General features: G+C 60.0%; 24 protein-coding genes. 8 read left to right on the top strand and 16 right to left on the bottom strand.

The genetic code is table 11. The features are described from left to right. The first annotated feature begins 74 nt into the window (after nt 1-74). Genes JZY08_RS23715 through JZY08_RS23705 form a run of 3 tightly spaced genes read left to right on the top strand, consistent with a single transcriptional unit; the run spans nt 75 to nt 3,648 of the window. The gene (locus JZY08_RS23715; protein ID WP_003498755.1) at nt 75-821 is read left to right on the top strand and encodes a helix-turn-helix domain-containing protein; all 747 of its coding nucleotides are present in this window, start codon (nt 75-77) and stop codon (nt 819-821) included. Further along, entirely contained in the window at nt 818-1,660 is an 843-nt protein-coding gene (locus JZY08_RS23710; protein WP_367303912.1) for an ABC transporter ATP-binding protein, read from the top strand. Before JZY08_RS23715 ends, JZY08_RS23710 begins: the two co-directional genes overlap by 4 nt. Further along, nucleotides 1,657-3,648 carry an iron ABC transporter permease gene (locus JZY08_RS23705; protein ID WP_216331854.1) on the top strand — a complete coding sequence of 664 codons (1,992 nt, stop codon included), beginning with the start codon at nt 1,657-1,659 and terminating at the stop codon, nt 3,646-3,648. The genes JZY08_RS23710 and JZY08_RS23705 overlap by 4 nt, the downstream gene beginning before the upstream one ends. A 177-nt stretch (nt 3,649-3,825) precedes the next feature. Here the strand turns inward: JZY08_RS23705 and JZY08_RS23700 are convergent, their stop codons facing one another. Next, nucleotides 3,826-4,269: a MarR family transcriptional regulator gene (locus JZY08_RS23700; protein ID WP_216331852.1), complete on the bottom strand. Its 444-nt coding sequence runs from the start codon at nt 4,267-4,269 to the stop codon at nt 3,826-3,828. An 85-nt stretch (nt 4,270-4,354) separates the two neighbouring features. Here JZY08_RS23700 and JZY08_RS23695 point away from each other — a divergent pair, with 85 nt between their 5' ends. Then, the gene (locus tag JZY08_RS23695) at nt 4,355-5,491 is read left to right on the top strand and encodes an NAD(P)/FAD-dependent oxidoreductase (protein WP_216331850.1); all 1,137 of its coding nucleotides are present in this window, start codon (nt 4,355-4,357) and stop codon (nt 5,489-5,491) included. A 62-nt stretch (nt 5,492-5,553) separates the two neighbouring features. On the opposite strand, the gene JZY08_RS23690 is transcribed toward JZY08_RS23695, so the two are convergent. The 3 genes from JZY08_RS23690 to JZY08_RS23680 all read right to left on the bottom strand — a co-directional run bounded on the left by JZY08_RS23690 (nt 5,554) and on the right by JZY08_RS23680 (nt 8,691). After that, nucleotides 5,554-6,387, bottom strand: a complete 834-nt coding sequence (locus JZY08_RS23690; protein ID WP_216331848.1) for an aldo/keto reductase — start codon at nt 6,385-6,387, stop codon at nt 5,554-5,556. A gap of 16 nt (nt 6,388-6,403) precedes the next feature. Next, a complete protein-coding gene (locus JZY08_RS23685) occupies nt 6,404-7,444 on the bottom strand; it encodes an LLM class oxidoreductase (protein ID WP_216331846.1) in 1,041 nt (346 codons plus the stop codon). Nucleotides 7,445-7,509: 65 nt separating this feature from the next. Beyond that, complete coding sequence (locus JZY08_RS23680) at nt 7,510-8,691, bottom strand: MFS transporter (RefSeq protein WP_216331844.1); 1,182 nt, start codon at nt 8,689-8,691, stop codon at nt 7,510-7,512. A 158-nt stretch (nt 8,692-8,849) separates the two neighbouring features. Between JZY08_RS23680 and JZY08_RS23675 the strand changes: the two genes are divergently transcribed. Together JZY08_RS23675 and JZY08_RS23670 are read left to right on the top strand one after the other, a co-directional pair. Beyond that, nucleotides 8,850-9,773 (top strand): LysR substrate-binding domain-containing protein, encoded by a 924-nt coding sequence (locus JZY08_RS23675; RefSeq protein ID WP_216331842.1) that lies wholly within the window; start codon nt 8,850-8,852, stop codon nt 9,771-9,773. A 97-nt stretch (nt 9,774-9,870) separates the two neighbouring features. Next, nucleotides 9,871-10,995 (top strand): zinc-dependent alcohol dehydrogenase family protein, encoded by a 1,125-nt coding sequence (locus JZY08_RS23670; protein WP_216331839.1) that lies wholly within the window; start codon nt 9,871-9,873, stop codon nt 10,993-10,995. An 82-nt stretch (nt 10,996-11,077) separates the two neighbouring features. Here the strand turns inward: JZY08_RS23670 and JZY08_RS23665 are convergent, their stop codons facing one another. Then, the gene (locus JZY08_RS23665; protein ID WP_216333505.1) at nt 11,078-11,518 is read right to left on the bottom strand and encodes an Rrf2 family transcriptional regulator; all 441 of its coding nucleotides are present in this window, start codon (nt 11,516-11,518) and stop codon (nt 11,078-11,080) included. A gap of 187 nt (nt 11,519-11,705) precedes the next feature. Between JZY08_RS23665 and JZY08_RS23660 the strand changes: the two genes are divergently transcribed. Continuing rightward, nucleotides 11,706-12,686 (top strand): alpha/beta hydrolase, encoded by a 981-nt coding sequence (locus tag JZY08_RS23660; protein ID WP_216331837.1) that lies wholly within the window; start codon nt 11,706-11,708, stop codon nt 12,684-12,686. A 96-nt stretch (nt 12,687-12,782) separates the two neighbouring features. Next, nucleotides 12,783-13,388 carry a class I SAM-dependent methyltransferase gene (locus JZY08_RS23655; protein WP_216333504.1) on the top strand — a complete coding sequence of 202 codons (606 nt, stop codon included), beginning with the start codon at nt 12,783-12,785 and terminating at the stop codon, nt 13,386-13,388. A gap of 115 nt (nt 13,389-13,503) precedes the next feature. Here the strand turns inward: JZY08_RS23655 and JZY08_RS23650 are convergent, their stop codons facing one another. The 11 genes from JZY08_RS23650 to JZY08_RS23600 form a co-directional block, all read right to left on the bottom strand. Then, nucleotides 13,504-15,447: a methyl-accepting chemotaxis protein gene (locus JZY08_RS23650; protein ID WP_216331835.1), complete on the bottom strand. Its 1,944-nt coding sequence runs from the start codon at nt 15,445-15,447 to the stop codon at nt 13,504-13,506. A 560-nt stretch (nt 15,448-16,007) separates the two neighbouring features. Next, nucleotides 16,008-16,733: an alpha/beta fold hydrolase gene (locus JZY08_RS23645; RefSeq protein ID WP_216331833.1), complete on the bottom strand. Its 726-nt coding sequence runs from the start codon at nt 16,731-16,733 to the stop codon at nt 16,008-16,010. Between the two features lie 26 nt (nt 16,734-16,759). Beyond that, nucleotides 16,760-17,455 (bottom strand): RraA family protein, encoded by a 696-nt coding sequence (locus JZY08_RS23640; RefSeq protein ID WP_080839458.1) that lies wholly within the window; start codon nt 17,453-17,455, stop codon nt 16,760-16,762. A gap of 101 nt (nt 17,456-17,556) precedes the next feature. Further along, the gene (locus JZY08_RS23635; protein ID WP_216331831.1) at nt 17,557-18,528 is read right to left on the bottom strand and encodes a cupin domain-containing protein; all 972 of its coding nucleotides are present in this window, start codon (nt 18,526-18,528) and stop codon (nt 17,557-17,559) included. A 72-nt stretch (nt 18,529-18,600) separates the two neighbouring features. Then, a complete protein-coding gene (locus JZY08_RS23630; RefSeq protein ID WP_080839453.1) occupies nt 18,601-19,629 on the bottom strand; it encodes a LacI family DNA-binding transcriptional regulator in 1,029 nt (342 codons plus the stop codon). Beyond that, nucleotides 19,629-20,393 (bottom strand): SDR family NAD(P)-dependent oxidoreductase, encoded by a 765-nt coding sequence (locus tag JZY08_RS23625; protein WP_216331829.1) that lies wholly within the window; start codon nt 20,391-20,393, stop codon nt 19,629-19,631. Before JZY08_RS23625 ends, JZY08_RS23630 begins: the two co-directional genes overlap by 1 nt. After that, nucleotides 20,393-21,703: a histidinol dehydrogenase gene (gene hisD, locus JZY08_RS23620; protein WP_216331827.1), complete on the bottom strand. Its 1,311-nt coding sequence runs from the start codon at nt 21,701-21,703 to the stop codon at nt 20,393-20,395. Before hisD ends, JZY08_RS23625 begins: the two co-directional genes overlap by 1 nt. A 156-nt stretch (nt 21,704-21,859) precedes the next feature. Next, nucleotides 21,860-22,969 (bottom strand): ABC transporter ATP-binding protein, encoded by a 1,110-nt coding sequence (locus JZY08_RS23615; protein WP_216331825.1) that lies wholly within the window; start codon nt 22,967-22,969, stop codon nt 21,860-21,862. Nucleotides 22,970-22,972: 3 nt separating this feature from the next. Next, the gene (locus tag JZY08_RS23610) at nt 22,973-24,073 is read right to left on the bottom strand and encodes an ester cyclase (RefSeq protein WP_142171627.1); all 1,101 of its coding nucleotides are present in this window, start codon (nt 24,071-24,073) and stop codon (nt 22,973-22,975) included. Nucleotides 24,074-24,083: 10 nt separating this feature from the next. Further along, nucleotides 24,084-24,911 carry a carbohydrate ABC transporter permease gene (locus tag JZY08_RS23605; protein WP_216331823.1) on the bottom strand — a complete coding sequence of 276 codons (828 nt, stop codon included), beginning with the start codon at nt 24,909-24,911 and terminating at the stop codon, nt 24,084-24,086. A gap of 1 nt (nt 24,912) precedes the next feature. After that, entirely contained in the window at nt 24,913-25,785 is an 873-nt protein-coding gene (locus tag JZY08_RS23600; RefSeq protein WP_216331822.1) for a carbohydrate ABC transporter permease, read from the bottom strand. Nucleotides 25,786-25,854 lie beyond the last annotated feature (69 nt).

The following is a 25,854-nucleotide window of genomic DNA, read 5'->3' as shown; positions in this document are numbered from 1 at the left end:
AATGCGTCCGTCTATTGCTCCATTCATGACAATGCACACCAAGTTTTTCTGGTCCGGTTGCATTGGGAGATACGATGAAACAGCCACAAAAGGCCGTTGACCTTCAAAACGTGCCAAGGCCCGTGGCCGCGATGGCGCGCATATATGAAAAGAGCGTCGATTTCGGCTGGCACAGCCATCGACGCGGCCAGCTGCTGCAGATTGTCGACGGTTTCATGACCGCTCGCACACCCGATACCTCATTCATCATTCCGAGCGGATACGGTCTGCTGATTACCCCGGATATTCCCCATGCGGTGAGGTCCCATGGGCGTGTTTCCATGCAGTCGCTTTATATCGAGCCCGAACCCGGTCTGGCATTGCGCTGGGAGCCGACGCGCGTCATCTCCACATCCGTGCTCCTGTCGGCGGCAGTTGGATCCTTTCTAGAGCAGCCGACGCTTTATGATGAAGATGGCCGCGGTGGACATCTGGCAGCCCTGATCCTTGAAGAGATCGCCAATGCGCAGGAGGGTCCTTTCGCGCTTCCAATGCCAAGCGACAAACGCCTGCAGCGCTTGTGCCGGGACCTGTCCGAAACGCCGGCGATCGACCTTGATATCGACCACTGGGCCGACAATCTCGGCATGAGCCGCAGGACCATGACGCGAAAGTTCCGCACTCAGACCGGCATGAGTTTTGCCGAGTGGCGACGCCGCCTGCGCATGGCGCATGTGATGCGCAGGCAGGCGGAAGGAGCGCGCCTTGAAGAGGCGGCAGCGGATGTCGGTTATCGCAGCCTGTCATCGCTGCGAAAGGCGATGCGCGAGGTTGCAGTTTGAACAGCACCCAGATTGATATGCCCGCTGCGCAGGCGAGCGGTTTGAGCGTCGCCTACGATCAGGCCCATGCTTTACGCAACGTCGACATTCAGGCGCAGATGGGGCGCGTTACCGTCATCTGCGGGGCGAACGGGTCTGGAAAGAGCACGCTTCTCAAATGCCTGGCAGGGCTGGAAATACCGACGGCCGGCAAGGTGCAGCTCCTGGGGCGAGAGCTATCGGAATTGCGCCGCCGCGATATTGCCCGACAGGTTGCCGTCATGGCGCAGTCGCCTGAAATTCCGGTCGGTCTTACGGTCGAAGAGCTGGTCGAACAGGGTCGTTACCCACACCGTCCCTGGCTTGGACGCCTTTCAGCCACTGACCGCGACATCATCGACCGCGCCATCCGGAGGGTCGATCTGCAACACCTGCGCGCGCGCCAGCTTGCAACACTGTCCGGGGGCGAAAGACAGCGTGCCTGGGTCGCCATGGCACTGGCGCAGCAACCGAGCGTACTTTTTCTGGACGAGCCGACCAGTTTTCTCGATATCCGCCATCAGGCTGAACTGCTGACATTGCTGAGACAGCTCAACCGGACGGAAGGCCTCACGATCATCGCCGTGCTTCACGATCTCAATCAGGTCATGGATATCGCCGATGATGTAATATTGATGCGCAAGGGGGAAGTGCTCACCACCGGTCCCGCAAGGCAGGTGCTGACAGCCGACCTGCTGCAACTGGCGTTTGGCTGCAAGGTTGAACTGGTTGCGCATCCTGGCGGTGCCGACCGTGCCTATTGCCTGATCGACTGGATCGGCGCTGCCGGCAGCCCGCGCGATCATCAGGCATCCGAATGAAAATGTCGCTACCGTCTGCCGGCTCGCACCGTCTCACCTCGGCGCTTCTCTTGCCCGCTGGCATATTGCTTCTGTTCGTCCTGGCAGCACTCGACATGCGTCTGGGAAGCAAGCTGGTCGGCTGGCACGACATATTTGCCTTCACGACACGCCCCGCCACGCTGGCCCAGGCCATTCTGGAAACGAGCCGTGCTCCACGCGTGGTTGCGGCGATCCTGACCGGAGCCGCCCTGGCCCTGGCAGGCTCGGTTTTCCAAAGCGTGCTCAGAAATCCCCTGGCTGCGCCGGATATTCTGTCCGTCACCAGCGGCGCACAGCTCGTTTTGGTCATATCCACATTGTTGCTGCCGATAGCCATGCCGCCGATCATGGCAACGACATTGGGCGGCCTGGCAGGAGCCGCGGCCTGCATCGCGCTGGCCGGCGGGTTCCGCGCTCCGCCGGGACGGCTGGCTCTCGCGGGCGTTGCGATTTCCCTCTGCTTTGCCGCAATCTCTTCCGCAATCGTCCTTCTCGCCGACGACAGGGCTTCCGGTCTGGTGCACTGGTCTTCCGGTATTCTTGACCAGACCGGATGGTCGAAAGTCATGGTTGCCGGCCCGGCCATTCTTTTGTCTTTTCTGGTGCTGATGGCGCTTGCGCGGCCGCTCGACCTGCTCGGCCTCGGCGATCAGGCATCGGCGAGCCTCGGGCTGACGCGAAGCGTTACGTTATCGGGCATCTTTGCCGGCGTTGTACTGTCCGGCGCTGCGGTTACGCTTGCAGGCCCAATTGGTTTCATAGGGCTCGCAATCCCGAACATTCTTCGGGCGCTGGGCATCATCAGGCACCGCTTTCATTTGCCTCTCTCACTGATCTGGGGAGCAAATACGCTGCTTCTTGCCGATGTCATCGCACAGCTTTTCGGCACCAACGGTACCATTGTCCCCACCGGCATCATCGTCGCCTGCTTTGGAGCGCCGGTCATGCTGCTTCTGCTGCGGACCTCGAGATTGGGGGCAGAGCGGCGCATCGGCTCGCCTTCGGCGCTTCGGCTCCCTTCCCTTCCCCTGCTGATCACGATTTTGACGGCAACTTCGCTGGCAGGTATCGGCGCAGCGCTGGCGATTGGCGATGGTGTCTCCCTGTCAATGACGGACATTTCGGCGAACCTCGACATCCGGGCTCCGCGCCTACTTGTAGCACTTGGCTGCGGCGCCCTGCTGGCGGCAGCCGGCACTGTCTTGCAGGCCGTGACGCGCAATCCGCTTTGCAGCCCTGAAACGCTCGGTCTCACGCAGGGAGCCGCATTATTCAGCTTGGTCGGCCTTTTATCCGGCTTGGTGCCCGGAACGTTGATTTTCCAGATGGCGACGCTCATCGGCGCCCTTTCCGCCGTTCTCCTCCTGCGGTTTTTCGGGCCTAAAAATGCACCGGAAAGACTTATTCTGGCAGGCGTTGCCATCGCGGCAAGTTTTGGCGCAGCCGGAACCATCGTCGTTGTCGAAGCGCGATTGCAGACGGCACAGGCACTTTCCTGGCTGACGGGCTCAACACATGGACGCGGTTACGCAGATGTTCTCGTCCTTTTGCCGTGGGCCGTCATTTTGGTAACAATCGGCATCCTGTGTACCCGCCACCTGGACACGCTTTCGCTGGGAGACGAAAAAGCGCGATCGCTCGGCCTGGTAACGGACAGGGCCCGAACATGGGCCATCCTCTATTCCGCCTGCGCCGTCGCCGTTGCCGTCTCGTCCATCGGAGCCGTCAGTTTTGTCGGCCTCCTCTCCCCGCACGCCGCACGGCTTCTGGTCGGATCACGACACGCACGCAGCCTGCCGGTGGCAATGGTGATCGGTGCCTTGCTGATGGTCTTCGCAGATCTTGCAGGACGCAGCGTCATCGCCCCTCTCGAACTACCCGCAGGCATTGTTACCGCGGTCATCGGCGCGCCGATTTTCCTGCTTTTGTTGCGCCCCAGGATGGGACTAGGTGCGCAAAGCGCTTAAGCTCCACGCTACGTTTGCGATTAGTGCTGCGGTGACGGCTGGAATGTTTGCAACTAGGTCGAATAGACTTTGTTCTCGATTAATCAACGAGTCTCCTGAAAGTGAGCGTTGTGCAGAGAGCCTTCCGATTTCAAAGAGCCAAGGTGAACACGACACCATTTGGCTTAAACAGCTACTTTAATCGCCCGCCAGATTCGCGTGAATGCGATGGAGCAGCTCCGTCAGCACTCGCACCTCGTCAGGCGTAAGCCCGGCGAGTGCATGCCCATTGGTACCGCGCAGTACATCGCGTCCCGGCTCCAGCCTGCGATACGCCTCTGGCTCCAGGCATATCAGGCTGCTGCGTTTGTCGTTTGGATCCGGGCTGCGCCGGATCAGGCCATCCCGTTCCATTCTGGCCAGCAGCTGCGCCATACTGGGTTGCTCCACCCCTGCAATGACGGCCAGTTCCTTCTGCGTTAGCATTTCCCCGTTTTTCAGCGCGACCAGGACCGGGAGCTGGGCGACACTGATACCGATTTCCCGCAGCCCCTCATCGTCGAGCCGCGCCAGCATCCGCGCGATTCTGCTGATTATCAGCGCCGGCATTTCCTGTGGCCGCCATTCGACTTCTTTATTCATGGTCCAGTCACCCCCCTGGCTTGCATTTAAATAGGCTCCTATATAAATAACATAGGAACCTATCTTCATTATGCGAGATCATTTCATGTTACAACGCCCCACCATCGCCATTATCGGAGCAGGTCCTGCGGGACTTACGGCGGCATCGATCCTTCAACGGCACAACTGGAAAACCGTCATCTTTGAAGCGGAGAGCTCTGCGCTGGCCCGCGATCAGGGCGGCACGTTGGATTTGCACGCCGATACAGGTCAGCTCGCACTTGAAAAAGCGGGCCTCCTACCCTGCTTTAACCGCATCGCCCGACACGAGGATCAGGATACCCGTGTGCTCGATTATCGGTCGGCAATGGTCCTTGCAGAAGATCTGCCGGCACCGGGCGAAGGACAAAGACCCGAGATTGATCGTCACGCCCTGCGCGAACTTCTTCTGTCCTCGATTGTCCCTGAAACGGTACAATGGGATCACCGCCTGAAGACGATAACGACCGACGCAAATGGCAGACATTCTCTGAATTTTGAAAACGGCAAAACAGAGTGCTTCGACCTTGTCATCGGCGCAGATGGTGCATGGTCTCGTGTACGACCGGCCCTTATGGACGTGCAGCCTGTTTACACCGGCACCACTTTCGTTGAACTGCGGATCGATGCGATTGATGAGCGTCATCCAGCCATCGCAGGGATGATCGGCCGCGGGACAATATTTGCCCTGCACGCAGGAATGGGCCTGATTGCCCAGCGAAATGGCAACGGGCATGTTCGGGTCTATGCCGCTATCCCGGTCGTACCGGCAAAAGGCCAGCGACCTGATGTGGCGCTGGCAGGCATCAACAGGAACGAGCTCCTGAAGCGGTTCGAAGGCTGGTCTGAAAAGCTCCTGAAACTGATTTCCGATGCCGACGCCATAGCGGCAATCCGCCCGATCATTGCACTTCCTGCCGGGCTGCGCTGGGTTCACCGTCGGGGCATCACGCTCGTGGGTGATGCCGCTCACCTTATGCCGCCCGTCGGTGTCGGCGTAAATCTCGCCATGCTCGATGCGGCCGATCTGGCCGAGGCTCTGGTTTCGGCGTCCGATTGGCCTCTGGCTGTCGAGCAATTTGAAACGATGATGCAGAACCGTGCGGCCAGCATTGCCGAGGATGCCGCCTCGGGCTTTGCAGATATGTTTTCGCAAGATGCGCCCGCCGGCGTAGTGGAGCACATGAACAGCCGGCGAGCGTAAGAAACCCATTCCTGGTTTTGCCTTGCGGCCTCAGGAGGGGTTTGCACCCCTCCCTTTGCGTATCAGGCAGCCTTGTCCCAGAGGGGAGCGAGGCCGTCGGGCGAGACGATCCGGCCAGCAGGGCTGGAAAGGCCATGGATGGCAGCCATTTCATCAGTTGAAAGGGCAAAGTCGAAGATGGCCAGGTTCTCGGCCGCACGTGCCTCGCCGACGGTCTTCGACAGGGCGATGATACCATCCTGCTGCACCAGCCAGCGCAGAACCACCTGCGCCACCGACTTGCTGTGGCTTGCAGCAATCTCCTTCAGGACCGGATCAGTGAATACCTTGCCATCGGCCATGCCATAATAGCCGGTCACGGCCATGCCCGCCTTCCTGGCAGCCTCGATCACCACCGTCTGATCGATATAGGGATGGTACTCGATCTGGTTGGTAACGATCGGCGCCTTGGAAAGACTGACCGCCTCGGCCATCAGCGCCGTATTGAAATTCGAAACACCGATATGGCGAACCTTGCCGGCCTGCTTGACCTCGTTCAGCGCATCGATCTGCTCGGCGAGCGAAACCGCTTCATTCGGCCAGTGCAGCAGCAGCAGATCGACATAGTCGGTCTTCAGCTTCTTCAGGCTCTCCTCGACGGAAGCGACGAAGGCATCATGCCTGTAGTTATCGACCCAGACTTTTGTGGTCAGGAATATGTCACCGCGGACCACGCCGGAACCGGCGATCGCCTCGCCGACTTCCGCCTCGTTGCCATAGATCTGCGCGGTATCCACATGGCGAAAGCCGAGCTTCAGGGCATGCGGGACGATCCGCAAAACATCCGGGCCGGGGATACGGAAGGTGCCGAAGCCGAGAGCGGGAATGGTGGAGCCGTTGGCGGTTACAGTATGCATTGGTCTTTCTCCTTGGTTATTCCGCGGCATTTCTGGCTGCGGGAGAGATATTGCCGATTACGGGCAGAACATCGCGCGACAATTCATCGATCACTTCGCTGAGGGGCCGTCGCGAAGGCCGCAACAGAAGCGCGAGATGATCGACCCCAGCATCCTCCAGGGCATGCAGATGGTCGATGAAGGCATTGCGTCCGACGCGAGCACCAAAGCGGCGCGGCGTCGGCTGTTCATCCGGATCGTCGGCCAGATCGAGATGGAAGGCGCTTATGAAGACGCCGCGATCCAACCCGAGAGCGGTGCGCGCGGCGGCCCAGCCTCTTGCCTGGGAGGTGAGCCGCTCAAGCCCGTTTGGATAAACGAAGCGGCCTTCCATGTTGGCGGCGATCCAGTCTGGCGACTGCCGGCCTTGCCCGGCAATAACCATAGGCACCTGCGCCCGCATTGGCTTTGGCAGCAGGTCGAGGCTCGCTTCGATGCGCCCGTCGCCAAGCGGCAGGCCTTCGGTCTTCCAGGCATCGCGCAGATAACCGACAGCATCCCGGAAGGCTTCACCGCGCTGTTCAAAATCAAGGCCAAGCAGCGGATATTCGACAGGACGGTCGCCAGAAGCGACGCCGAGAATGAGGCGGCCGCCAGACAGCTGATCAACGGAAGCCGCGGCCTTCGCCACCATCATTGGATGACGCAGCGGCAGCACGATCGCCGCGGTGCCGAGCGCCACATTCTTTGTCATGCCGGCAAGGAAACCGAGATTGACGAAGGGGTCGTAGACGGAGCCGGCATCGCCGAAATTATTGGGATCGTAGACCGGAACGTCGCGCGTCCAGACGGCGGCGAAACCGGAGCGGTCGACCTGGCGGACGAGGTCGGGATAATGGGTGAGGTCCGGCACACCGAAAGGACGGCCTTGCGCGATACGTTCGGCTTCGCGCGCCGGTGCCCAGTCGTTGTCGAGCGGCAGTTCTATGCCAATGGTGAGGCCGCCCTGGGGCTTGCGGATAAGATCGAGCGCATCCGATTTGATCTTGGACGTCGTGGATTGCAATGCCGAGGACATGGGAGTTCTCCGGAATGAGTTTGATCAGGCAGGCCCGGCGCTTGATGCGCCGGGCCTCTCGGGCGTTATGCAGTTTTCAGGGACAGTGCGGCACGACGGTCGAGCGCGCTACTCCACAGGGTGAGGATGAGGGCGACGGCAACGAGGATGGCGCCGACCCATGGGGTTGCAGCAAGGCCCATCGGCGATTCCACCACCAGACCACCAAGCCATGCGCCAATGGCGATGCCGAGGTTGAAGGCGGCGATGTTGAGCGCGGAGGCGACATCAACGGCGCCGGGACGATGTTCCTTGGCCAGCTGCACGACATAGAGCTGCAGGCCGGGAACATTGGCGAAGGACAGGAAACCGAGCGCCACCAGCGTAATCAGGGTCAGGACCGGCGAGACTGCGGTGAACGAAAACACCAGAAGGACGATGGCCTGTGCCAGGAAGAGGCCGATCAACGCCCTGACCGGGTTGCTGTTGGCGATCTTGCCGCCACCGATGTTACCGGCAGCGATGGCGATGCCGTAGAGCACGAGGATCAGGCTGACGCTCTTTTCGGAGAAGCCGGTGACGTCCTGAAGGATCGGCGCCAGGAAGGTGAAGGCGACGAAGGTGCCGCCGTAACCGAGCGCGGTCATGGCGAAGACGATGAGCAGGCGACCGGAACCGAGCACGCGGACCTGATCGAGAATGCTTGCCGGCGGTGCCTTCTTGAGCGTGTTCGGCAGCAGGGCGGCAATGGCGACAAAGGCAACGACACCGAGAGCGCCAACGGCCCAGAAGGTTGCACGCCAGCCAAAGACCTGACCGATATAGGTGCCGATAGGAACGCCGGAGACGATGGCGACGGTCAACCCCATGAACATCATGGCAATCGCCGAGCCACGGCGGTTTTCCGGCACGACGTCGGCAGCGATCGTCGCACCGACGGAGAAGAACACACCGTGAGCGAAGGCGGCAATCACGCGGGCGACGAGCAGAATCTCGTAGCTCGGCGACAGCGCTGCGGCGGTGTTCCCGACGATAAACAGGGCCATGAGGCCGAGCAACAGCGGCTTTCGCTCTATCTTGCCGGTAAGCGCGGTCAGGATCGGTGCGCCAAAAGTAACGCCGAGCGCATAAACGCTGACGATGAGGCCGGCAAGCGGCAGGGTGATATGAAGATCGTTGGCGACCGTCGGCAAAAGGCCGACGATGACGAACTCCGTGGTTCCGATCGCGTAAGCCGCGATCGTCAAGGCAAATATGGCCAAGGGCATGACGAGTTCCTTTCCGCCCCACGATGCGAGTGAGGGGTGCTGAGACAGCAGAGTTGCTGGTTGAACGATTGCTGTGATGCAATATGAGCGGAGAGGGCTTGAATGATAATCGGGAGTATTGGATAAATACCTGTGAATTCTATTCATAGGTGGAAGTGATGGACAACCGCACGGGCGAAATGGAAGTCTTCGTCTTGGCGGCGGAGTTGCAGAGTTTTTCCGCCGCTGGACGGCGGCTGAAAATGTCTCCATCGGCCGTCAGCAAGCTGGTGACGCGCATCGAGGATCGTCTCGGGACACGCCTTCTGGTGCGCTCGACCCGGTCGATGATCTTGACACCTGAGGGCGAGGTGTATCTCTCCCGTGCCCGGCGTATTCTGGCCGATATAACCGAGACCGAGCAGATCGTGGCTGGCGGAGGCAAAATGGTCCCCCGCGGACTGCTTCGCATCAACGCGTCCGTGGGCTTTGGGGAACGGCATCTGCTTCCACTGATCCCGGCTTTCCTCGAGCTCTATCCTGAAGTTCAGCTCGACATCTCGCTAACCGACGGCATCATCGGTCTGATCGAGGAGCGAACCGACATAGCCATTCGATCTGGAACCATGGACGATTCGTCCTTGAAGGCGCGCAAGCTTCTCGAAAGCCGGCGAGTTATTGTTGCGTCCCCCGCTTACCTGGAAGCAAAGGGAGCCCCGAAAACGCCGCAGGACCTGGCCAACCACAATTGTTTCAGCTTCAACTTCCGCCGTACCCTCAACGAATGGCCGTTCCGGAACCCGGGAGCATCGGACATTTATCGCCTTCCCGTAACGGGAAACACCGCGGTCAACAGCGGCATGATCATGCGTCAGCTTTGCCTCGCCGGCATTGGACTGGGCAGGGTGGGGCAATTCCATGTACAGCCGGATATCGACGCAGGCAGGCTCATTCCGTTGCTCGAAGCATATAATCCCGAGGACCTCGAACAGATTCATGCCGTCTTCGCTGGACATGAGCATCTTGCGGCACGCATTCGCGCGTTTATCGACTTCCTGGCGGAACACCTCAGTGAAAGAGGAAAATCCGAGCCACTCCCGTAAAACCATCATCGAGCGGCGCCGTGCTGCAAATATAGCATTGCCATGCCGGATCGGCCCATTGCCGCGCAGTTGAAGCAAGTCCACGAAGGAGGGAATAATGCAGGTCAAAGCCGCAATATTGCAGGGAACGGGTGCCTCTCATCCTTATGCTGTCAACAAGCCGCTCGTTATCGAGGACATAGAGCTTGCACCACCCGGGGCCGGCGAAGTCCTTATCCGCATTCGTGCAGCCGGCCTGTGTCATTCCGACCTCTCGGTCATCAACGGCGACAGGCCTCGTCCGATGCCGATGGCGCTGGGCCATGAGGCAGCAGGCATTGTCGAGGCGTTGGGAGACGGTGTTCGCGATCTTCAGCCCGGCGACCATGTCGTGATGGTCTTCATGCCAAGCTGCGGGCATTGCCTGCCCTGCGCGGAAGGCAGGCCCGCATTATGCGAGCCGGGTGCGGCGGCAAACGCAGCGGGAACGCTGCTAGGCGGCGCAACCAGGCTGAACTATCGCGGCAAGGCCGTCCATCATCATCTCGGCGTATCGGCATTTGCCGAATATGCCGTCGTGTCCCGCAATTCGCTGGTCAAGATCGACCGGGATCTCCCTTTCGTGGAGGCTGCGCTTTTCGGCTGCGCGGTCCTGACCGGCGTGGGCGCCGTTGTGAATACGGCTGAGGTCAAGGCCGGCTCGACTGCCGTCGTCATCGGGCTTGGTGGTGTTGGCCTTGCCGCCGTCCTTGGTGCGCGGGCTGCGGGCGCCAGCAAGATCGTCGCGGTCGACCTTTCTGCGGAAAAACTGGCCCTTGCCAGCGAGCTTGGCGCAACCGCCGTCGTGAACGGGCGCGATGAAGACGTCGTCGAACAGGTTCGCGACGCGACCTCGGGCGGTGCGGATTATGCCTTCGAGATGGCCGGGTCGGTTCGGGCGCTGGAAAACGCTTTCAGAATGACCAAGCGCGGCGGCACAACCGTGACCGCGGGCCTGCCACCGCCCGGCGCTGCCCTGCCGGTCAATGTCGTGCAGCTCGTTGGCGAAGAAAGAACGCTCAAGGGCAGTTACATCGGAACTTGCGTACCCGTCCGGGATATTCCGCGTTTCATCGACCTTTACCGGGACGGAAGACTGCCGGTCAATCGCCTGCTCAGCGGAAGGCTCAGGCTCGAGGACATCAATGAAGGTTTCGACCGGCTGCACGATGGCAGCGTCGTGCGGCAGGTCATCGAATTCTAAACCCGGCCCGCCGCCGCCGGCCGGAGTTTCGGCCGGTGGTGACCTGCCGTTACAACGGCGACATGCCTGGCTTAAATGGAAGTCACCCGGCCGGAGACGATTTTCGGCTTTCCTGCAATGCCATCCCGGCTATCTGCGCCAGCGTTGTCTCGGCATAACGCGCCACGAGCTCATTTTCGGCCGCGGCATGGGCCGCTGCGATAATCGCGTTGGAGGCTTTCTCCACGGGGCAGGATGGATGGTCATGCGATATGGGGGCAGGCAGGATAAGACCGGCATTCAAGGCGCGCTGAACGTCCAGAACGGTCACCTCTTCCAGCGGCTTGACCAGTTTCCAGCCGCCACCCCGGCCGCCTTCCGATGCGACGATGCCGTGGTCGCGCAACCCGCCAAGCGTACGGCGAACGACCACCGGATTGGTGTTGAGCATCTGTGCGATCCGTTCTGATGTTTCCCTGCCGCCAAGCAGCCCCATATGCACAAGCACATGCAGCATTCGGGCAAGCCTGCCGTCGGTTTTCATCACGACCCTTTCCGCAACAAAAATTGTTACACTATCTTGACGCAAGCGCTTTTCCGCAACATCTATAGTTACACAAACAGGGAAGCGCAATGCGCTGCGTCGCAGGCTTCTCTTGGTCACTTCGGCCCGGGATGTTCCGATCCCTGACTTGCGGTGGCAACTGATTGAGAAAATCCGGGGTGAGAAAATGATTGAAACAATCATCAAGACGCGCACGATCGACATGAGCATCCTTGATCAGGGAACAGGCCCACTGGTTCTGCTCTGCCATGGATTTCCGGAAACCAAACATGCCTGGCGGCACCAGATCCTGTCGCTGGCCGCAGCGGGTTTTCGCGCCGTTGCGCCCGACATGCGCGGCTTTGGCAGGACAGATATTCCCGAACAGGTGGATCAATATACGGTCTTCCACGGAATTGGCGATCTTGTCGCCCTCATGGATGCCCTTGGAGAAAGCGAAGCGGTCATCGTCGGCCACGACTGGGGCGCGACCATCGCCTGGCAGGCCGCGCTCCTTCGTCCCGACAGGTTCAGGGCCGTCGTCGCATTGAGTGTGCCAATGATGGACCAGCCTCCCTTCCCGCCCTCAAGGATATTTCCGCAGGACGGGCAATCGCTGTTCTACACGCTCTATTTCCAGCAGGCAGGCGTCGCGGAAGAGGAATTCAACCGGGATGTCAGCCAGACGCTCAGCAAGATTATCTATGCTGCAAGTGGGGAAGCGGGCGCACGGCGACCGGGCGACGGCACGCCAAACCCTTTTGGCATGGTCAGCCGCAACAAGGGCCTTCTCGCAGAATTGCCCCTCCCCGCGCGCATGCCCGACTGGCTGCCTCCCCGCGACTTCGAAAGGCTCGTCAATGATTTCAAGACATCGGGGTTTACCGGCGGCCTGAATTATTATCGAAACCTCGATCGCAACTGGGAACTGCAGAAGGCAGTGAGCGGTAAACGCGTCAATGTCCCGGCACTGTTTATCATTGGCGAACGTGACACCGGCCTGGCCATTCCCGGCATGGATCAGATCATCGCCTCCATGCCCGACCTGGTGCCGCATCTGCTCGGATCCCACATCATTCCCGGCGCGGGACACTGGCTCCAGCAGGAACGGCCGAGTGAGGTGACAGGCCTCATCCTGTCGTTTCTCAAACAAGTCGCCTCCATCTAGAAAGAAGAAAATCCCATGACTGATTTCAAGGGACGACAGGTTGGCTATATCGAAGGAGCAACGCGCCAGGTCCCCGGCCTTGAAAGCTTGCATCGAATGACATCGATGCTGCTTGGCGAGAAAGCTCCCGACAAAGGCCGGATTCTGGTCGTTGGCGCTGGCGGCGGGCTCGAACTCAAGGCTCTTGCCAAAGCCAATAACGGGTGGATTTTCGACGGGGTCGACCCCTCGCCCGACATGCTGGCCCTCGCTCGCGAAACGACCACAGATTACGCCGCGCGAATTAACCTGCACGAGGGGGATATATCAGCGGCACCGGACGAACCCTTCGATGGCGCGGCGTGCCTTCTCGTGTTTCATCATCTCCGTTTGGAGGAACGCATCAAAACGCTGAATGGCGTGCGGCAACGCCTCAGGCCCGGTGCACCCTTCGTGCTTGTCCATGTCAGTTTCCCCCAGAACGAGCCGGAACGTTCGATCTGGATAGATCGGCACATAAGCTATGGCGCGATGGACGGAACCGATCCTGCGAAACTTCAGGACGGACGGGCCGCGATGCGCGAGAGGCTGTCCATTCTACACCCTGAGAAGGAAGAGGCACTTCTCCGCGATAGCGGTTTCGACGGGATCACCAATTTCTATACGGCATTCAGTTTCAGAGGCTGGGTGGCCTATGCCGGACCAAACAAGCCTGGCGACTAGAATCTGAAGAACGGCTCACCGGCACCGGAGATCGGAGGCGAAAATCTCCGACCTCCGGTGCGGTTCTTATGAAAGTCCTCTCATCCTCACGCGGGGCGTGAAAGAGCGGAGACTATCAAAATTCCTCCCAGTTATCAGCGGATGTGCTCAGTGCGGCATTGCCCGAGAATGCAGCCCTGATCTTTCCGCCAAGCGCGCGAGCGGGTGAAGCCGCAGGCCTGTCGACGGGCGAGGCTGCACGAACCGGCGCAGACGCCGCGCTGTAACCGCCTTCCGACAATTTGAACTGGGCGAGAAGCTGGTTAAGCGACGCTGCCTCGCGGGCCAACCCATGGCTTGCCGCCGTGCTTTCCTCCACCATGGCAGCGTTTTTCTGCGTATCCTGATCCATCTGGTTCACGGCGGTATTGATCTGCTGAAGACCGGAGGATTGCTCCTGTGCCGATTCTGCGATCGCCGCCACGTGCCGGTTGATTTCCTGCACTTCCGTGACGATCAACTCGAGCGCCTTGCCGGTCTGGCCCACCAGTTGCACCCCCTGCTGAACCTGGCTGTTCGATGTCGTGATGAGGTTCTTGATCTCCTTGGCGGCACCGGCGGAACGCTGTGCCAGCTCACGAACTTCCTGAGCGACGACGGCAAACCCCTTGCCCGCCTCGCCGGCACGGGCTGCTTCCACGCCCGCATTCAATGCCAAAAGGTTCGTCTGGAAGGCGATCTCATCGATCACGCCGATGATGTTGGAAATCTCGTTCGCTGATCCCGCAATCTGCTCCATCGCGGCGACAGCTTTCTGGACCACTTCTCCCGACTGTTCCGCACCAATTTTCGCGCGACCGACGAGATGACCCGCTTCCTGCGCCCGTTTCGTCGAGTCCTTCACCGTCGTGGTGATCTCTTCCAGGGCAGCAGCCGTCTCCTCGACAGCCGCAGCCTGCTGCTCGGTGCGCTTCGCCAGATCGTCGGCAGCCGACCGGATCTCATTCGCACCCGCATCAATGCCGCGCGCATTCTGCGCCACCTGGCTCAGCGTCGATTGCAGCTGCTCCGCCGCCCTGTTGAAATCACCACGAATGCCATCAAGGCTGGATACGAAGGGCTGAACGATCCTGTAGGTAACGTCGCCCTGAGAAATCTTCGAAAGGGCAGTCGCAAGGTTGTCGACGGCAAACTGCACGTCGGCAGCCTCATTCGCCTTTTGTCTTTCCCGTTCGATCCGGTCCTTCTCCGAAGATGAACGGTTCGCCTCCGTCTCATTCTCAAGCCGAACGCGCTCGATGGCGTTCTCACGAAACGCCTGAACCGCGGCGGCCATCTGGCCCACTTCATCCTTGCGGTCCATACCGGCAATTTCCGTGGCGGTATCACCTGCCGCCAGCGATCCCATGCGCTCGCGAAGCCGTGCAATCGGGGTTGTTATGCCACGGGAAGAGATGAACAGGCCGAGGGCGATCAATGCCAGCGACACAAGCGCTATGCTGACCAGAGCCGTCCAGATCGTCGTGTTGGTACTGGCCGTGAGGTGTTCTCTGCCATCATTCATCACCTGGATCAGCTGCTCGTTGCCCGCGCTGATCTTCGGCGAAACCTCGGTCATTTTTCGAAGCAGATTGAGCGCCATCTGCTGTGCTTCAGCACGTTGTCCTGCCTGCATCAGGGCAATGACCTGGTTACCCATTTCCTCGACTTCGACAACACCCTTGAGGATATCGCGAGCGGCTTCCGTGCGGGCTGGAACCAGCTCGATGATCTTGTTCTGCCGCTCTTCCAGCTGCTTGCGATCGGCTTTGAAGGTCTTGACTGCGGATTCGAAATCGCTGCTGGCAGGGTCATTGAGAGAGGCGCGCAGCAGCTGCATGCCGAGCGCATTGAGATTTCCGCTGGTTCGCGCGTTCAGCACCGCGGCAAGCGCCTCATTGGCAATGAAATCGCTATAGACATCGTCGGTTTTTTTATATTGCAAGCTGACGTAGCTGATGCCGGAAATCGACATCAAGCTCATCAGCGAAATGACGAAAACGACCTTCGTTTTTATTTTGGTATTCTTCAGGAAAGACATGAATGGCCTCGGGGCAAGCGCTCTCCAGCTGCCCAGCCGGTGCGGGAAGCCAAAGAAACATATAAAGAAACATTGCGGGTAGCTGTGCCCCTCCTCATAGGGTGACAAGCGGATGTCCAGTCCGGGTCGCCGCAGGGCTTTCCGAATGGGTCCACTTGTTCTACCGGCTCCGCCGATGAAACCTTGGAACCTGCGTATTTTAGATTTCACAAAAGCACTAAATGAAGTGTTACCTGGGAGACGTAACCGACGACAATTTGCGGCACCGCAAAATACGTGACGCGTTGATACGGACCAACAGGCTTCGTCTCTGCGGCGTTTTTCGCTCAGGCTTCGACAAACAGCTTTTCGACTGCAAAATCAATGAAGGCGCGCAGCCGCGGCGCCATGAACCGAGCCGACGGCCAAGGAGACAGAAGTGGAGCCGCAAACGGCCGCGCAAAGATAGTGCGAACAGTGCAACGGATCTTTCGTTCTGGGTGGTGTGCATCTCACAGCAATCGGCACTCCTGCGCCAGCAATCAACGCGGTGCCGGGCCTCATCTGGCGAAATATGGCCCCTATGCGCCTTTCAGCCAGCGATCGATATGCAACGCCACCGCCTCGGCATTTTCAAGCGGAGCGAAATGACCGGCATTGGCGATCAATTGCAGATTTGCGCCCGCAATACCGTTCGCTATTTCATACTGCGCCTCGATCGGGCATATCTGCTCATGCTCGCCGGCCAGCACCAGCGTTGGTATGCCGATTGCAGCCAGCCGCGGCCTGCTGTCTGCGCGGTGAATGGCGGCTTCCGCCTGCGTTTCAAGATTGTCCGGCCCACAGTCGCGCGCCATCGCCACAATTTCTTCGCGCAGGCCGACATCGCCGATGTTAACCGGAGCGACGAGCCGTTCCCACCCATCGATGATGAACGTGTCCATGCCCATTGTTCTTGCCCGCTCGACTGCCCGGCGCCGAATTTCCGCGTTTGCGGGTAAGTCTGGTCGCGCCGTGGAATCGATCAGGGCCAGTTTTGCCACGCGATGAGGCATCTGCGCCACCATCTCGAGCGCGCAGATGCCTCCGAGCGAAAATCCAGCGAGCAGGAACACGGGTGGCGCCGCCGCAAGCACGCTTCGGGCAAGATCCGGCATCGTCCGGCCACCCGTCATGTCGCCGACAATAACGGGGTAGTCCCCTAGCCGATCGATCAAAGGTTGGAAGATGCGCCGGTCGCAGGCAGTTCCGGGAAGAAGCAGGAGCGGAGGCCGCCCATCTGCTGCGTGTTTCGGACCTTTCTCCAACGCAATTCCCCCGCCGTTTTGTCCGGTCAAGTGCGCGCGGCCTCGAATGAGGCCCAGGCCTCTTCGAATTTCGCAAGATCGAAATCTTTCCGCCGAGCGGGTTCCAGAATAAGCCGCTCGGTCGCCTGCAGCTTATCAATCGCAGCAGCGAGGACGGGGATGATGTCGGGCGGGATGACGACGGCTCCATGACGATCCGCATGGACGAGATCGCCCGGCGCAACTGTCATTCCGAAGACCGTGACGGGCGTGCCGATTGCCTCGACACGGACGAAAGCATGACTTGGGCCGACCGAACCGGCAATCATCGGAAAATCGTCAGGAACATCGCCGAGGTCACGCATGACGCCATTGGTCAGCACCCCGGATAGACCGAGTCCCCGGTGCACCGTTGCATTGATCTCGCCCCAGAAGGCGCCGACGCAATGGGGGAAGTCCAGGTCCTCGACGACGGCTATGGACGGTGCATCGCCACCTGCCATGTGCCGGTAATAGTCCCGACGCCGGGCCTTGATAGTGGCGGGATCTTCGCTCGAAGGAACAGCCGCAGCGATCTTCGCCGTGCGGGCATAACCGACAGCGGGCGCAGCCGCGGGGGCCGAAGAGATCACCGTACCTCGGGTAAATGCATTGAACCCGCGTTTGCCCTGCGCCACCTCGATCGCATTGCAGACGGTTGGTGTATCGACCTTGCGCAGCAGGGCCAGGAGAGTGTCGTCCAAGTGTCGTCCTCCGATGCGTCAGGTTAAATCAGACGTCTCGTCCGATACCTGCTTTTGTCTGGAACCGCGGCGGCAGGTATGCCGCCGCGTTGCATCCGATTTCAGCCGCGCCAGGTAAGGCCTGCTTTTTCGCCAGTGGCAACGACGCGATAAAGACTGGCCTCGCCGGTCATCGAAGGCACGAGGCTGTGTTTCAGGCCCGGAGGAACGGCGCAGGTATCGCCCGGCGCCAGCACGGCGGTGCCACCGTCCCAGACAAGCTTCCAGTGGCCGCGCATGACCATCAGCACCTCATGACGCTCGTTGGCATAGGCCGCTTCCGGAATGGACCCGCGCGTCAGAAGCTCGACCTCAAAGCCCGGCTTGTCCCGCAGCAGTGCATTTTCACCGATCACCTTGGCCGGAGCCTTTTGGGCCAGCGCCATCAGGTCCCAGTAGCGGGCGACATAGTCACGCACCACATCGGTGACTGGCGTTTCGGGGAAGCCCTTCAGTTCCTCGTCCGTCAGCAGCGGCATCGGCTTGATACCATCGGGCAGCGTGTGGCCCTTCTTGCTGTCATAGAGTTTACCGTTTTCGCCAAGAACCAGCCCGTGGTCCCTGGCGTCCTCGATAACCTGCGGCGCCCAGATCACGCCACCGCCGGCATCGTCGCCGCCGAGGATCGCCATGATCATCCCATAGTCGGTTCCGATATTTTCGAAACCGCGGAAGATGCCGGTCGGGATATTGAAGATATCTCCTTCCTCAAGCACCACTTCACCGGCATTGCCCCAGCGGCCCCAAAAGAAGCGCCAACGCCCCTTGAGGACGAAGAAGACCTCTGCCGTGCGGTGCGAATGCAGCGAGTTGCGGCATTTGGGCGGCTGCCCTGCTGCCCCGATATTGAAGCCGGGCGTGTCCTTGATGTGAACGTGCTGATCAGCACTTTCCGAGACGCCACCACCGATGATCGTGAAGTTCTCCTTGCTATTCGAGCCCGGCGTATGGGCGTCGATGAAGGCAGTGCGGCATGGCTTCAACTCGCCATAACGAACGATCCGTCTTTCCATTTCTTCCTGGGAAATCTGCATTTTTCAGCCTTTCATACGTATGCAAAATGGGTTGCGGTCAGTGCTTCTCCATCCCTTCCGGGATGGGGAGGCTTAGCGTCTCACTTCTGTAGGAGCTGTTTGGAGGGTCGAGCCACGCAGGACCAGGGCACCATCAAGGACGACACGGCGCGCGGCGCCATCGCCCTGCTTGATGCTCTGCATCAGCGTTGCAACCGTCTCGCCGACCATGTCGTCGACATTCTGGCGGATGGTCGTAAGATTGTATGCCGGCCAGCGCGCCGGCGGCACATCATCGAAGCCGACGACCGAAACGTCGCCGGGAATGCTCAACTTCAATTCGAAGCGCAGCACGTCCATGACGGCAAATGCCATGTGGTCGTTGCAGACGAAGACGGCATCGGGGCGATCCGGCCCGGCGAACATCCGCCGCGCCGCCGCCTGCGCCTCTTCATAACGGAAATTACCAACTTCACGGGCAAAGAGCGTGAGCCCCGCCGCTTCCAGCCCTTCCCGAAAACCCTGTTCGCGGTCACGCTGCGTCGAGGCGCCTTCAAAGCCAGCGATATAGCCGCAACGCGTGTGACCAAGCGACACGAACAGATCGGCCAGTTGGCGCCCGCCGGCACGATTATCGGAAGTGACGGCCGAGAGCCGCATATCATCCTGCGACCGGTTGAACAGTACGATCGGCACGCCCGAGGCATGGCAGCGCGCCGCAAGTTCGGACGACATGTTCGCCGATGCCAGAACGATGCCATCCACCTGATAGTCCAGAATTTCCTGGGTGATCTGGTCGACGTTTTCGGAGGCGATCGAGGAGATGAAGACCAGAACATGATAGCCCTGATCCTGAAGCGCTTTCGACAGCCGCTCGACAACCTCCGGGTAGAAGTAGTTTTCCAGATAGGCGACGACGAGACCGATGATGCGGCTGCGCCCGGTAATCAGCGAGCGGGCGAGAACGTTCGGTCGGTAACCGAGCTGTTCGGCTGCATCCCTGATCTTCTCGGATGTCTTCTTGGAAACCGAGGTGCCCGGCGTGAAGTACCGTGAGACTGCCGATTGGCTTACGCCCGCCAGGCGCGCAACATCGTTCGAAGTGATCTTATCGTTTGCCATCAGTCTGCCGTCCAACCCCCATCGACCATCAGCGCCGTTCCTGTCACCATCGCCGCCGCGTCGCCGGCAAGATAGGTGACCGCGGCCATAATGTCTTCAACACGACCGATGCGGCCAAGCTTGATTTTCTCCTTTATCCACTGAACCCGTTCCGGTTGAGAAAAGGTTTGCTCGGTCAGCGGCGTCTCGATGAAAGTCGGGCAGATCGTATTGACCCGGATGCCTTTCGAGCCCCATTCGATCGCCATCGACTTCGTAAACCCCTCGACGGCATGTTTCGTGGCGCTGTAAACCGCCCGGTCGATGCCGCCGACATGGGCCATCTGAGAGGAAATATTGATCAGCGAACCCGGCTGGCCGGCGTCAATCAGCCCTCTGGCCACCGCGCGGGTCAGGAAATAGGCGCCGCGCACGTTCAAAGAGAAGACGGCATCGAAGTCAAAAGGGGTCGTCTCGAGCGCGGGTCTATGCCGGGCGATACCCGCGCTGTTGACGAGCACCTGGAACGGTTCTTGGTCATCGACCAGAGCCTGTGTCGCCTCGACATCGGCAATATCCATCACCATTGCTTCAGCCGAGAAACCTTCGGACCGGATAGCCTCCACCGCCTCATCGAGTTTTTCCGCCGATCTGGCGGCAAGCACCACATGCGCGCCCGCCTCCGCCAACGCGACCGCGCAGCCGAAACCGATGCCGGACGATGCACCCGCGACGAGAGCGCGTTTGCCGGCAAGACGGAAGGAGGGCGTGCGGGGGATCTGCATCAGGCGGCCGCCTCTCCGTAAGGAATATTGCGGCCACCGTAACGGCGAACCCGGACATTGGCCTGCTCGGCATGGCCGACGAAGCCTTCCAGCAGGCAGAGACGCGAGCAATAGGCACCGACTTCGGCCGCGGCCTCGTCAGTCAACACCCTCTGGTAGGAGTGCGTCTTCAGAAACTTGCCGACCCAGAGACCGCCGGTATACCGGCCGGCCTTCCTGGTCGGCAGCGTATGGTTGGTGCCGATCACCTTGTCGCCATTGGCAACATTGGTTCGCGGGCCGAGGAACAGCGCGCCGTAGGAGTGCATGTTCTCCAGGAACCAATCGTCACGGTCGGTCATCACCTGAACATGTTCGGAGGCGATATCGTTGGCAACCGCCAGCATCTCCTCATAGGTGTCGCAGACGATGACCTCGCCATAATCGCGCCAGGAGGCGCTTGCTGTTTCCGTGGTCGGAATGATCGCCAGCAGGCGCTCGACTTCGGCCAGCGTCTGCCTTGCCAGCCTCTCGGAATTGGTCAAGAGGACAGATGGCGAATTATAGCCATGTTCCGCCTGGCCGATCAGGTCGGTGGCGCACATCTCGGCATCCACCGTCTCATCGGCAATCACCATCGTCTCGGTTGGACCCGCAAAGAGATCGATGCCGACGCGGCCATAAAGCTGGCGTTTGGCCTCGGCCACGAAGGCGTTGCCGGGACCGACCAGCATATCGACGGGCTTGATCGTCTCCGTGCCCAGAGCCATTGCGCCAACGGCCTGCATGCCGCCCAGCACGTAAATCTCGTGGGCGCCGGCCTTATGCATGGCCGCAACGATCGCCGGATGCGGCTCGCCCTTTTGCGGCGGAGCGGATGCGACGATGCGCGGAACGCCGGCAACGGACGCCGTCAGCACCGACATATGGGCAGAGGCGACCATCGGAAACTTGCCGCCGGGCACATAGCAGCCAACCGATTGAACCGGAATGTTGCGGTGACCAAGGATCACACCAGGCAGCGTTTCCACCTCGATATCGGTCATCGAGGCGCGTTGGGCCTGTGCGAAACGGCGGATCTGCGCCTGGGCAAAATCGATATCGGCCATATCGCGCGCCGAGACCCTGGACATTGCGGCCTCAATCTCGGACGGGCTGAGCTTGAAGGATGGCGGTGAAAATTTGTCGAATTTCTCCGAAAGCGCGCGCACGGCAGCGTCACCATGCGTCTCGATGTCCTTCAGCGTCGACTCCACGATCGTACGAACCTTCGCATCGTCTTCAGACCGTTGCGCCTCTGGCTTTCCGCGCTTGAGATAGGTGACTGTCATGTGTTTCTTCCCTTGGCGTTTCAGCATGCGAAAACGCAATGCCGCTCGGAAACTTCAATCGCCTTCCCTTCCAGTAGCACCGCTACAAGTAGTTACCGGCAAATGCATACGTATTCAATAGGCTCTGCTATCATCCAGCGCAATTTGAAAAGGTCGTTACCCCTGCAATTGCGGACGGCTGATATTTGCCCCAAGCGAGTGCTCCATGGAGGGCAAGTCAATGCGTTCTCCCGTGGCAGCGTCAAAGAGGTGCAGACGGGACGCGTTCAAGTCGATCGCAACCGTATCCCCCGGTTTTCCGCGCCATGACCGCGGCGCTCTTACGATGATCCGGTCCTTGCCCAGCTGGACGGTGATGTAGTTGGATTCGCCGGTGAGCTCGATGGCATAGATGCTGCCGGTGAAATCGCCGGTCGTACCCTCGGCGACCGACATGTCTTCGGGGCGGATACCGAGAACCATTTTACCCTTTCCAGGCAGCTGCTGCCGGCCAAGCGAAAGGGCGTCCGAACAGAAGACGCCATCGATGGTCTCCCCCGAAATGAGATTCATCGGGGGCGAGCCGATAAAACCGGCGACGAACAGGTTTGCGGGCCGGTCGTATATTTCTTCCGGTGGAGCAAGTTGCTGAATGACGCCCTTGTTCATGACGGCAACCCGATCAGCCAATGTCATGGCTTCGATCTGGTCGTGCGTGACGTAGATGGTTGTTACGCCAAGCTGATGCTGCAGATGCTTGATTTCCGCGCGCATGGTGACCCGCAGTTTTGCATCGAGATTGGAGAGCGGTTCGTCCATCAGGAACACTTTGGGCGTGCGCACGATGGCGCGCGCCAGCGCCACGCGCTGACGCTGGCCGCCCGACAGTTCGCGGGGCTTGCGCCCGAGAAGCGGCCCAAGCTCAACCTTCTCGGCTGCAGCCTGAACCTGACGTTCCCGCTCCGCCTTGGGAACGCCACGCACCTTGAGCGGATAGGCGATGTTGCCTGCCACCGTCATATGCGGATAGAGACCGTAGTTCTGAAAGACCATCGCCACGTCGCGGTCCTTGGGCAACATGTTGTTGACGACCTTGTCTCCGATCCGCAATTCGCCCGCGCTCGCCTCTTCCAGTCCGGCCACAATGCGCATCGTCGTCGTCTTGCCGCAGCCAGATGGTCCCAGCAGCACCAGAAACTCGCCGTCGGCGATGGACAGATTGAGCTTGGGCAGGGCAACGAAGGACCCGAAGCGTTTTTCGATATCGGTGAGGTTTACTGACGCCACGTCTCAATCCTCCTGCCGAACCGGCCCGTGGGCATATATCTGTCGGAGAATGGCAAGTTCGTCATACAGGGTCCACTCTTCGATGATCTTGTCGTCGTTGAAGCGGAAATGCGACATGCCGAGAATATAGACCGGTTTGCCGCTTGGCGCGCCGAACAGACCGTTACCGCGATGATGTCCGCGGATGGACCAGCGTACCGCCGCAATCGTGCCGTCCGCTTCGTCCGCGTGGCAATAATTATCGAAGGAAAACACCGCGTTCGGGAAAGCCGCGACAATCTGGATGAAATGATAGACGAGGCCTTCGATACCGGTAATTTCGCGGCCGCCGGCCATATGGACATTGACGGCAGGATCGTAGAGCTCCCGAAGCGCGTCGAACCGCCGGCGGTTCCATGCCTCGTGCAGCATATGGGCAAGCCTGTCTTCGATCGTCTTCTTCGGCCGGTCGAGGGGCAAAGGCAACGCCTGGCCTGCGGAGCGCTCGGGCTGGCCGATGAACCAGGGTTCACGGCCGGCAGCAGCATCCCGATCCGCGAGGCTGCGCGCAACCTCATGAATGTCAAAACCCAGCTGGCGCACCATCGCGCCGTTGTCCCGCACCAGCCATTCGCGGAAAATCTTGTTATCCCTGGAGACACAGTCGGCCACGGTATGGATGTTCACCCGCCGCCCGGTCGCTTCGCCATAGGCGCTCGGTCCGATATTGGTCATCTGGCTGAAGCCGAGATGGCTTGTGTAATAGCCCTCCTTGTCATCGCCGCTCCAGGCCACGTTGAGGAAACGGCTCTCCCGGTCGGGAAAGGCCTGCATCATCGAGACGGTACCGTTGACGACTTCCTCGACGGAGCGGGTAATATCGAAGGCGGTATAGACCATGCAGGCATGATCGTAATAATCGTAGATCTTGCCGACAGATTTTTCAGCCCAGATCCAGTGCGTTATCTTGAAGATATAGTCGACGATATCGCCGAATGCATCGTCGAAACCCGACAGGGGAAAGCCATTGCGTTCCTTGGGTGCAAGCAGTTCCTCCACGGAGCGCTGCCGCACCGTTGTCACGCCCGCGCGCAAGTCACGCTTTGCGGTTGATACGTCGTTCATTGTCTTCTCCCTATCTTACCGAGCCCGAAACAAGGCCTTTGACGAAATATTTCTGGACGTATCGGGACAGAACAAGCATCGGCAGGATGATCACGAGGCCGATGGCGGCCATGATTTCCCACGCGTCGCCGCGTTCCGTCCTGGCGCTCATCAGCGCTACCTGGATGGTCGTTGCGTTTTCCCGCGTCAGCACCAGCGCATAAAAGAACTCGTTCCATGCGACGACGAAACAGAAGATGCCGGCAGTGGCGATGCCCGGAAGCGCCATCGGCACGACGACATCCCAGATTGCCCTCAGGCGTGAGGCGCCGTCGATCTGCGCTGCTTCCTCCATGTCCACCGGTATGGAGTCGATGAACCCCTTGATCATCCAGATCGCATAGGGAACCACGAAAGACATGTTGGCGATGATGAGCGCGATGCGCGTGTCGAGCAGACCACCCTGGCGAAAGGCGATGAAGAGCGGGATGATGACGATGACGGGCGGGATGAACTGGGTCGCCAGCACGCCGATTGGCCAGATGCTGCCACCGGGGAACCGGAAGCGCGAAAAGGCGTAGGCCGCGGCAGTGGCGATCGGCAACGACAGCAGCAGCGTTCCCATCGTCACGACGATGCTGTTCCAGGTGCGCTCGCCGACGAGAAACGGCGCTTCGAACGCAGTGCGGATGTTTTCAAGCGCGGGCGTGAAGAAGAACCTCAGCGCGTAGACGTCACGCGGGTCCTTGAATGCCGTCGCCACGATCCACATGATCGGGCCGATGAAAACGAGGAGAATGAGCGCGATGGCAAGTCCGCGCGCGAGGCTTGAAATCCGGTTTCTGGTTTTCATCTGCATGTCACTGGCGCTCCATGACGAACCGTGAATAAATTGCTGCAAGCACCGCCATGACAGCCGCGAGCAGATAGGCAACCGCCGCCGCATAACCGAGGTCGTACCAGCGGAAGGCGGTCTGGAACACGAAATGCGCCAGCGTTTCCGTCGCCGTCCCCGGACCGCCATTGGTGAGCGTGACGACCTGATCGAGGACCTTGAGCGAGAAGATCGCCTTGAGCAGAAGGGCGATGGCAAGCACCGGCCGCAGCTGCGGCAGCACGATTTCAAAGAAAACACGCGTTTTGGAAGCCCCATCGACCTGGGCTGCCTCGACCGTTTCCTGCGGAAGGGCGGCAAGCGCGCCAATGAACAGGAGCATGAAATAAGGCGACCAGTGCCAGACGTCCGAGGCTATCAACGTTGCCATCGCAAGCGTCGGATCAGCAAGGATCGGAACGCCTTTCAACGACGGAACGACGGCGCCGACCACGGCGGCAAATGCGCCGAACTCCGGATTGAACAGGAAGCGCCAGGATATGCCGAGCAATGCAGGCGACATGGCGAAAGGTATTACGAGCAGCGTGCGCACACTCACCCGCATCATATCGGCACCGGCCAGAAGCAAAGCCAGCCCCATGGCGAGGATCATCGTGAAGAAAACGGAGAAGACCGTGAAGACCGACGTCACCCGGATGCTGTGCCAGAAATCCGGATCGTCCGTGATGACGCGGTTATAGTTCTCCATGCCGACGAAAGGCCCGAGCGTCGGCTGCTGCGCCAGGTTCCACTCATGGACCGAGTACCAGAGAGCGGCGCCCAAGGGGTAGAGAAGCGTCGCTGCGATGACGACGAAGGCTGGTGTAATCAGCCAGTATTTCAGATGTTTGTCTTTCACGGAAAATCCCTTGACGACAGGGAAGGCCTGCCAGGGGAAGCGCCTGCTCCACCCGGCATATGCCTTCAT

It is taken from the genome of Rhizobium sp. X9 (genome assembly GCF_018873185.1).
Lineage (GTDB): Bacteria > Pseudomonadota > Alphaproteobacteria > Rhizobiales > Rhizobiaceae > Agrobacterium > Agrobacterium oryzihabitans.
The sequence above is the reverse complement of the archived record's forward strand: the minus strand, read 5'-3'. Positions and strand labels throughout refer to the sequence as shown.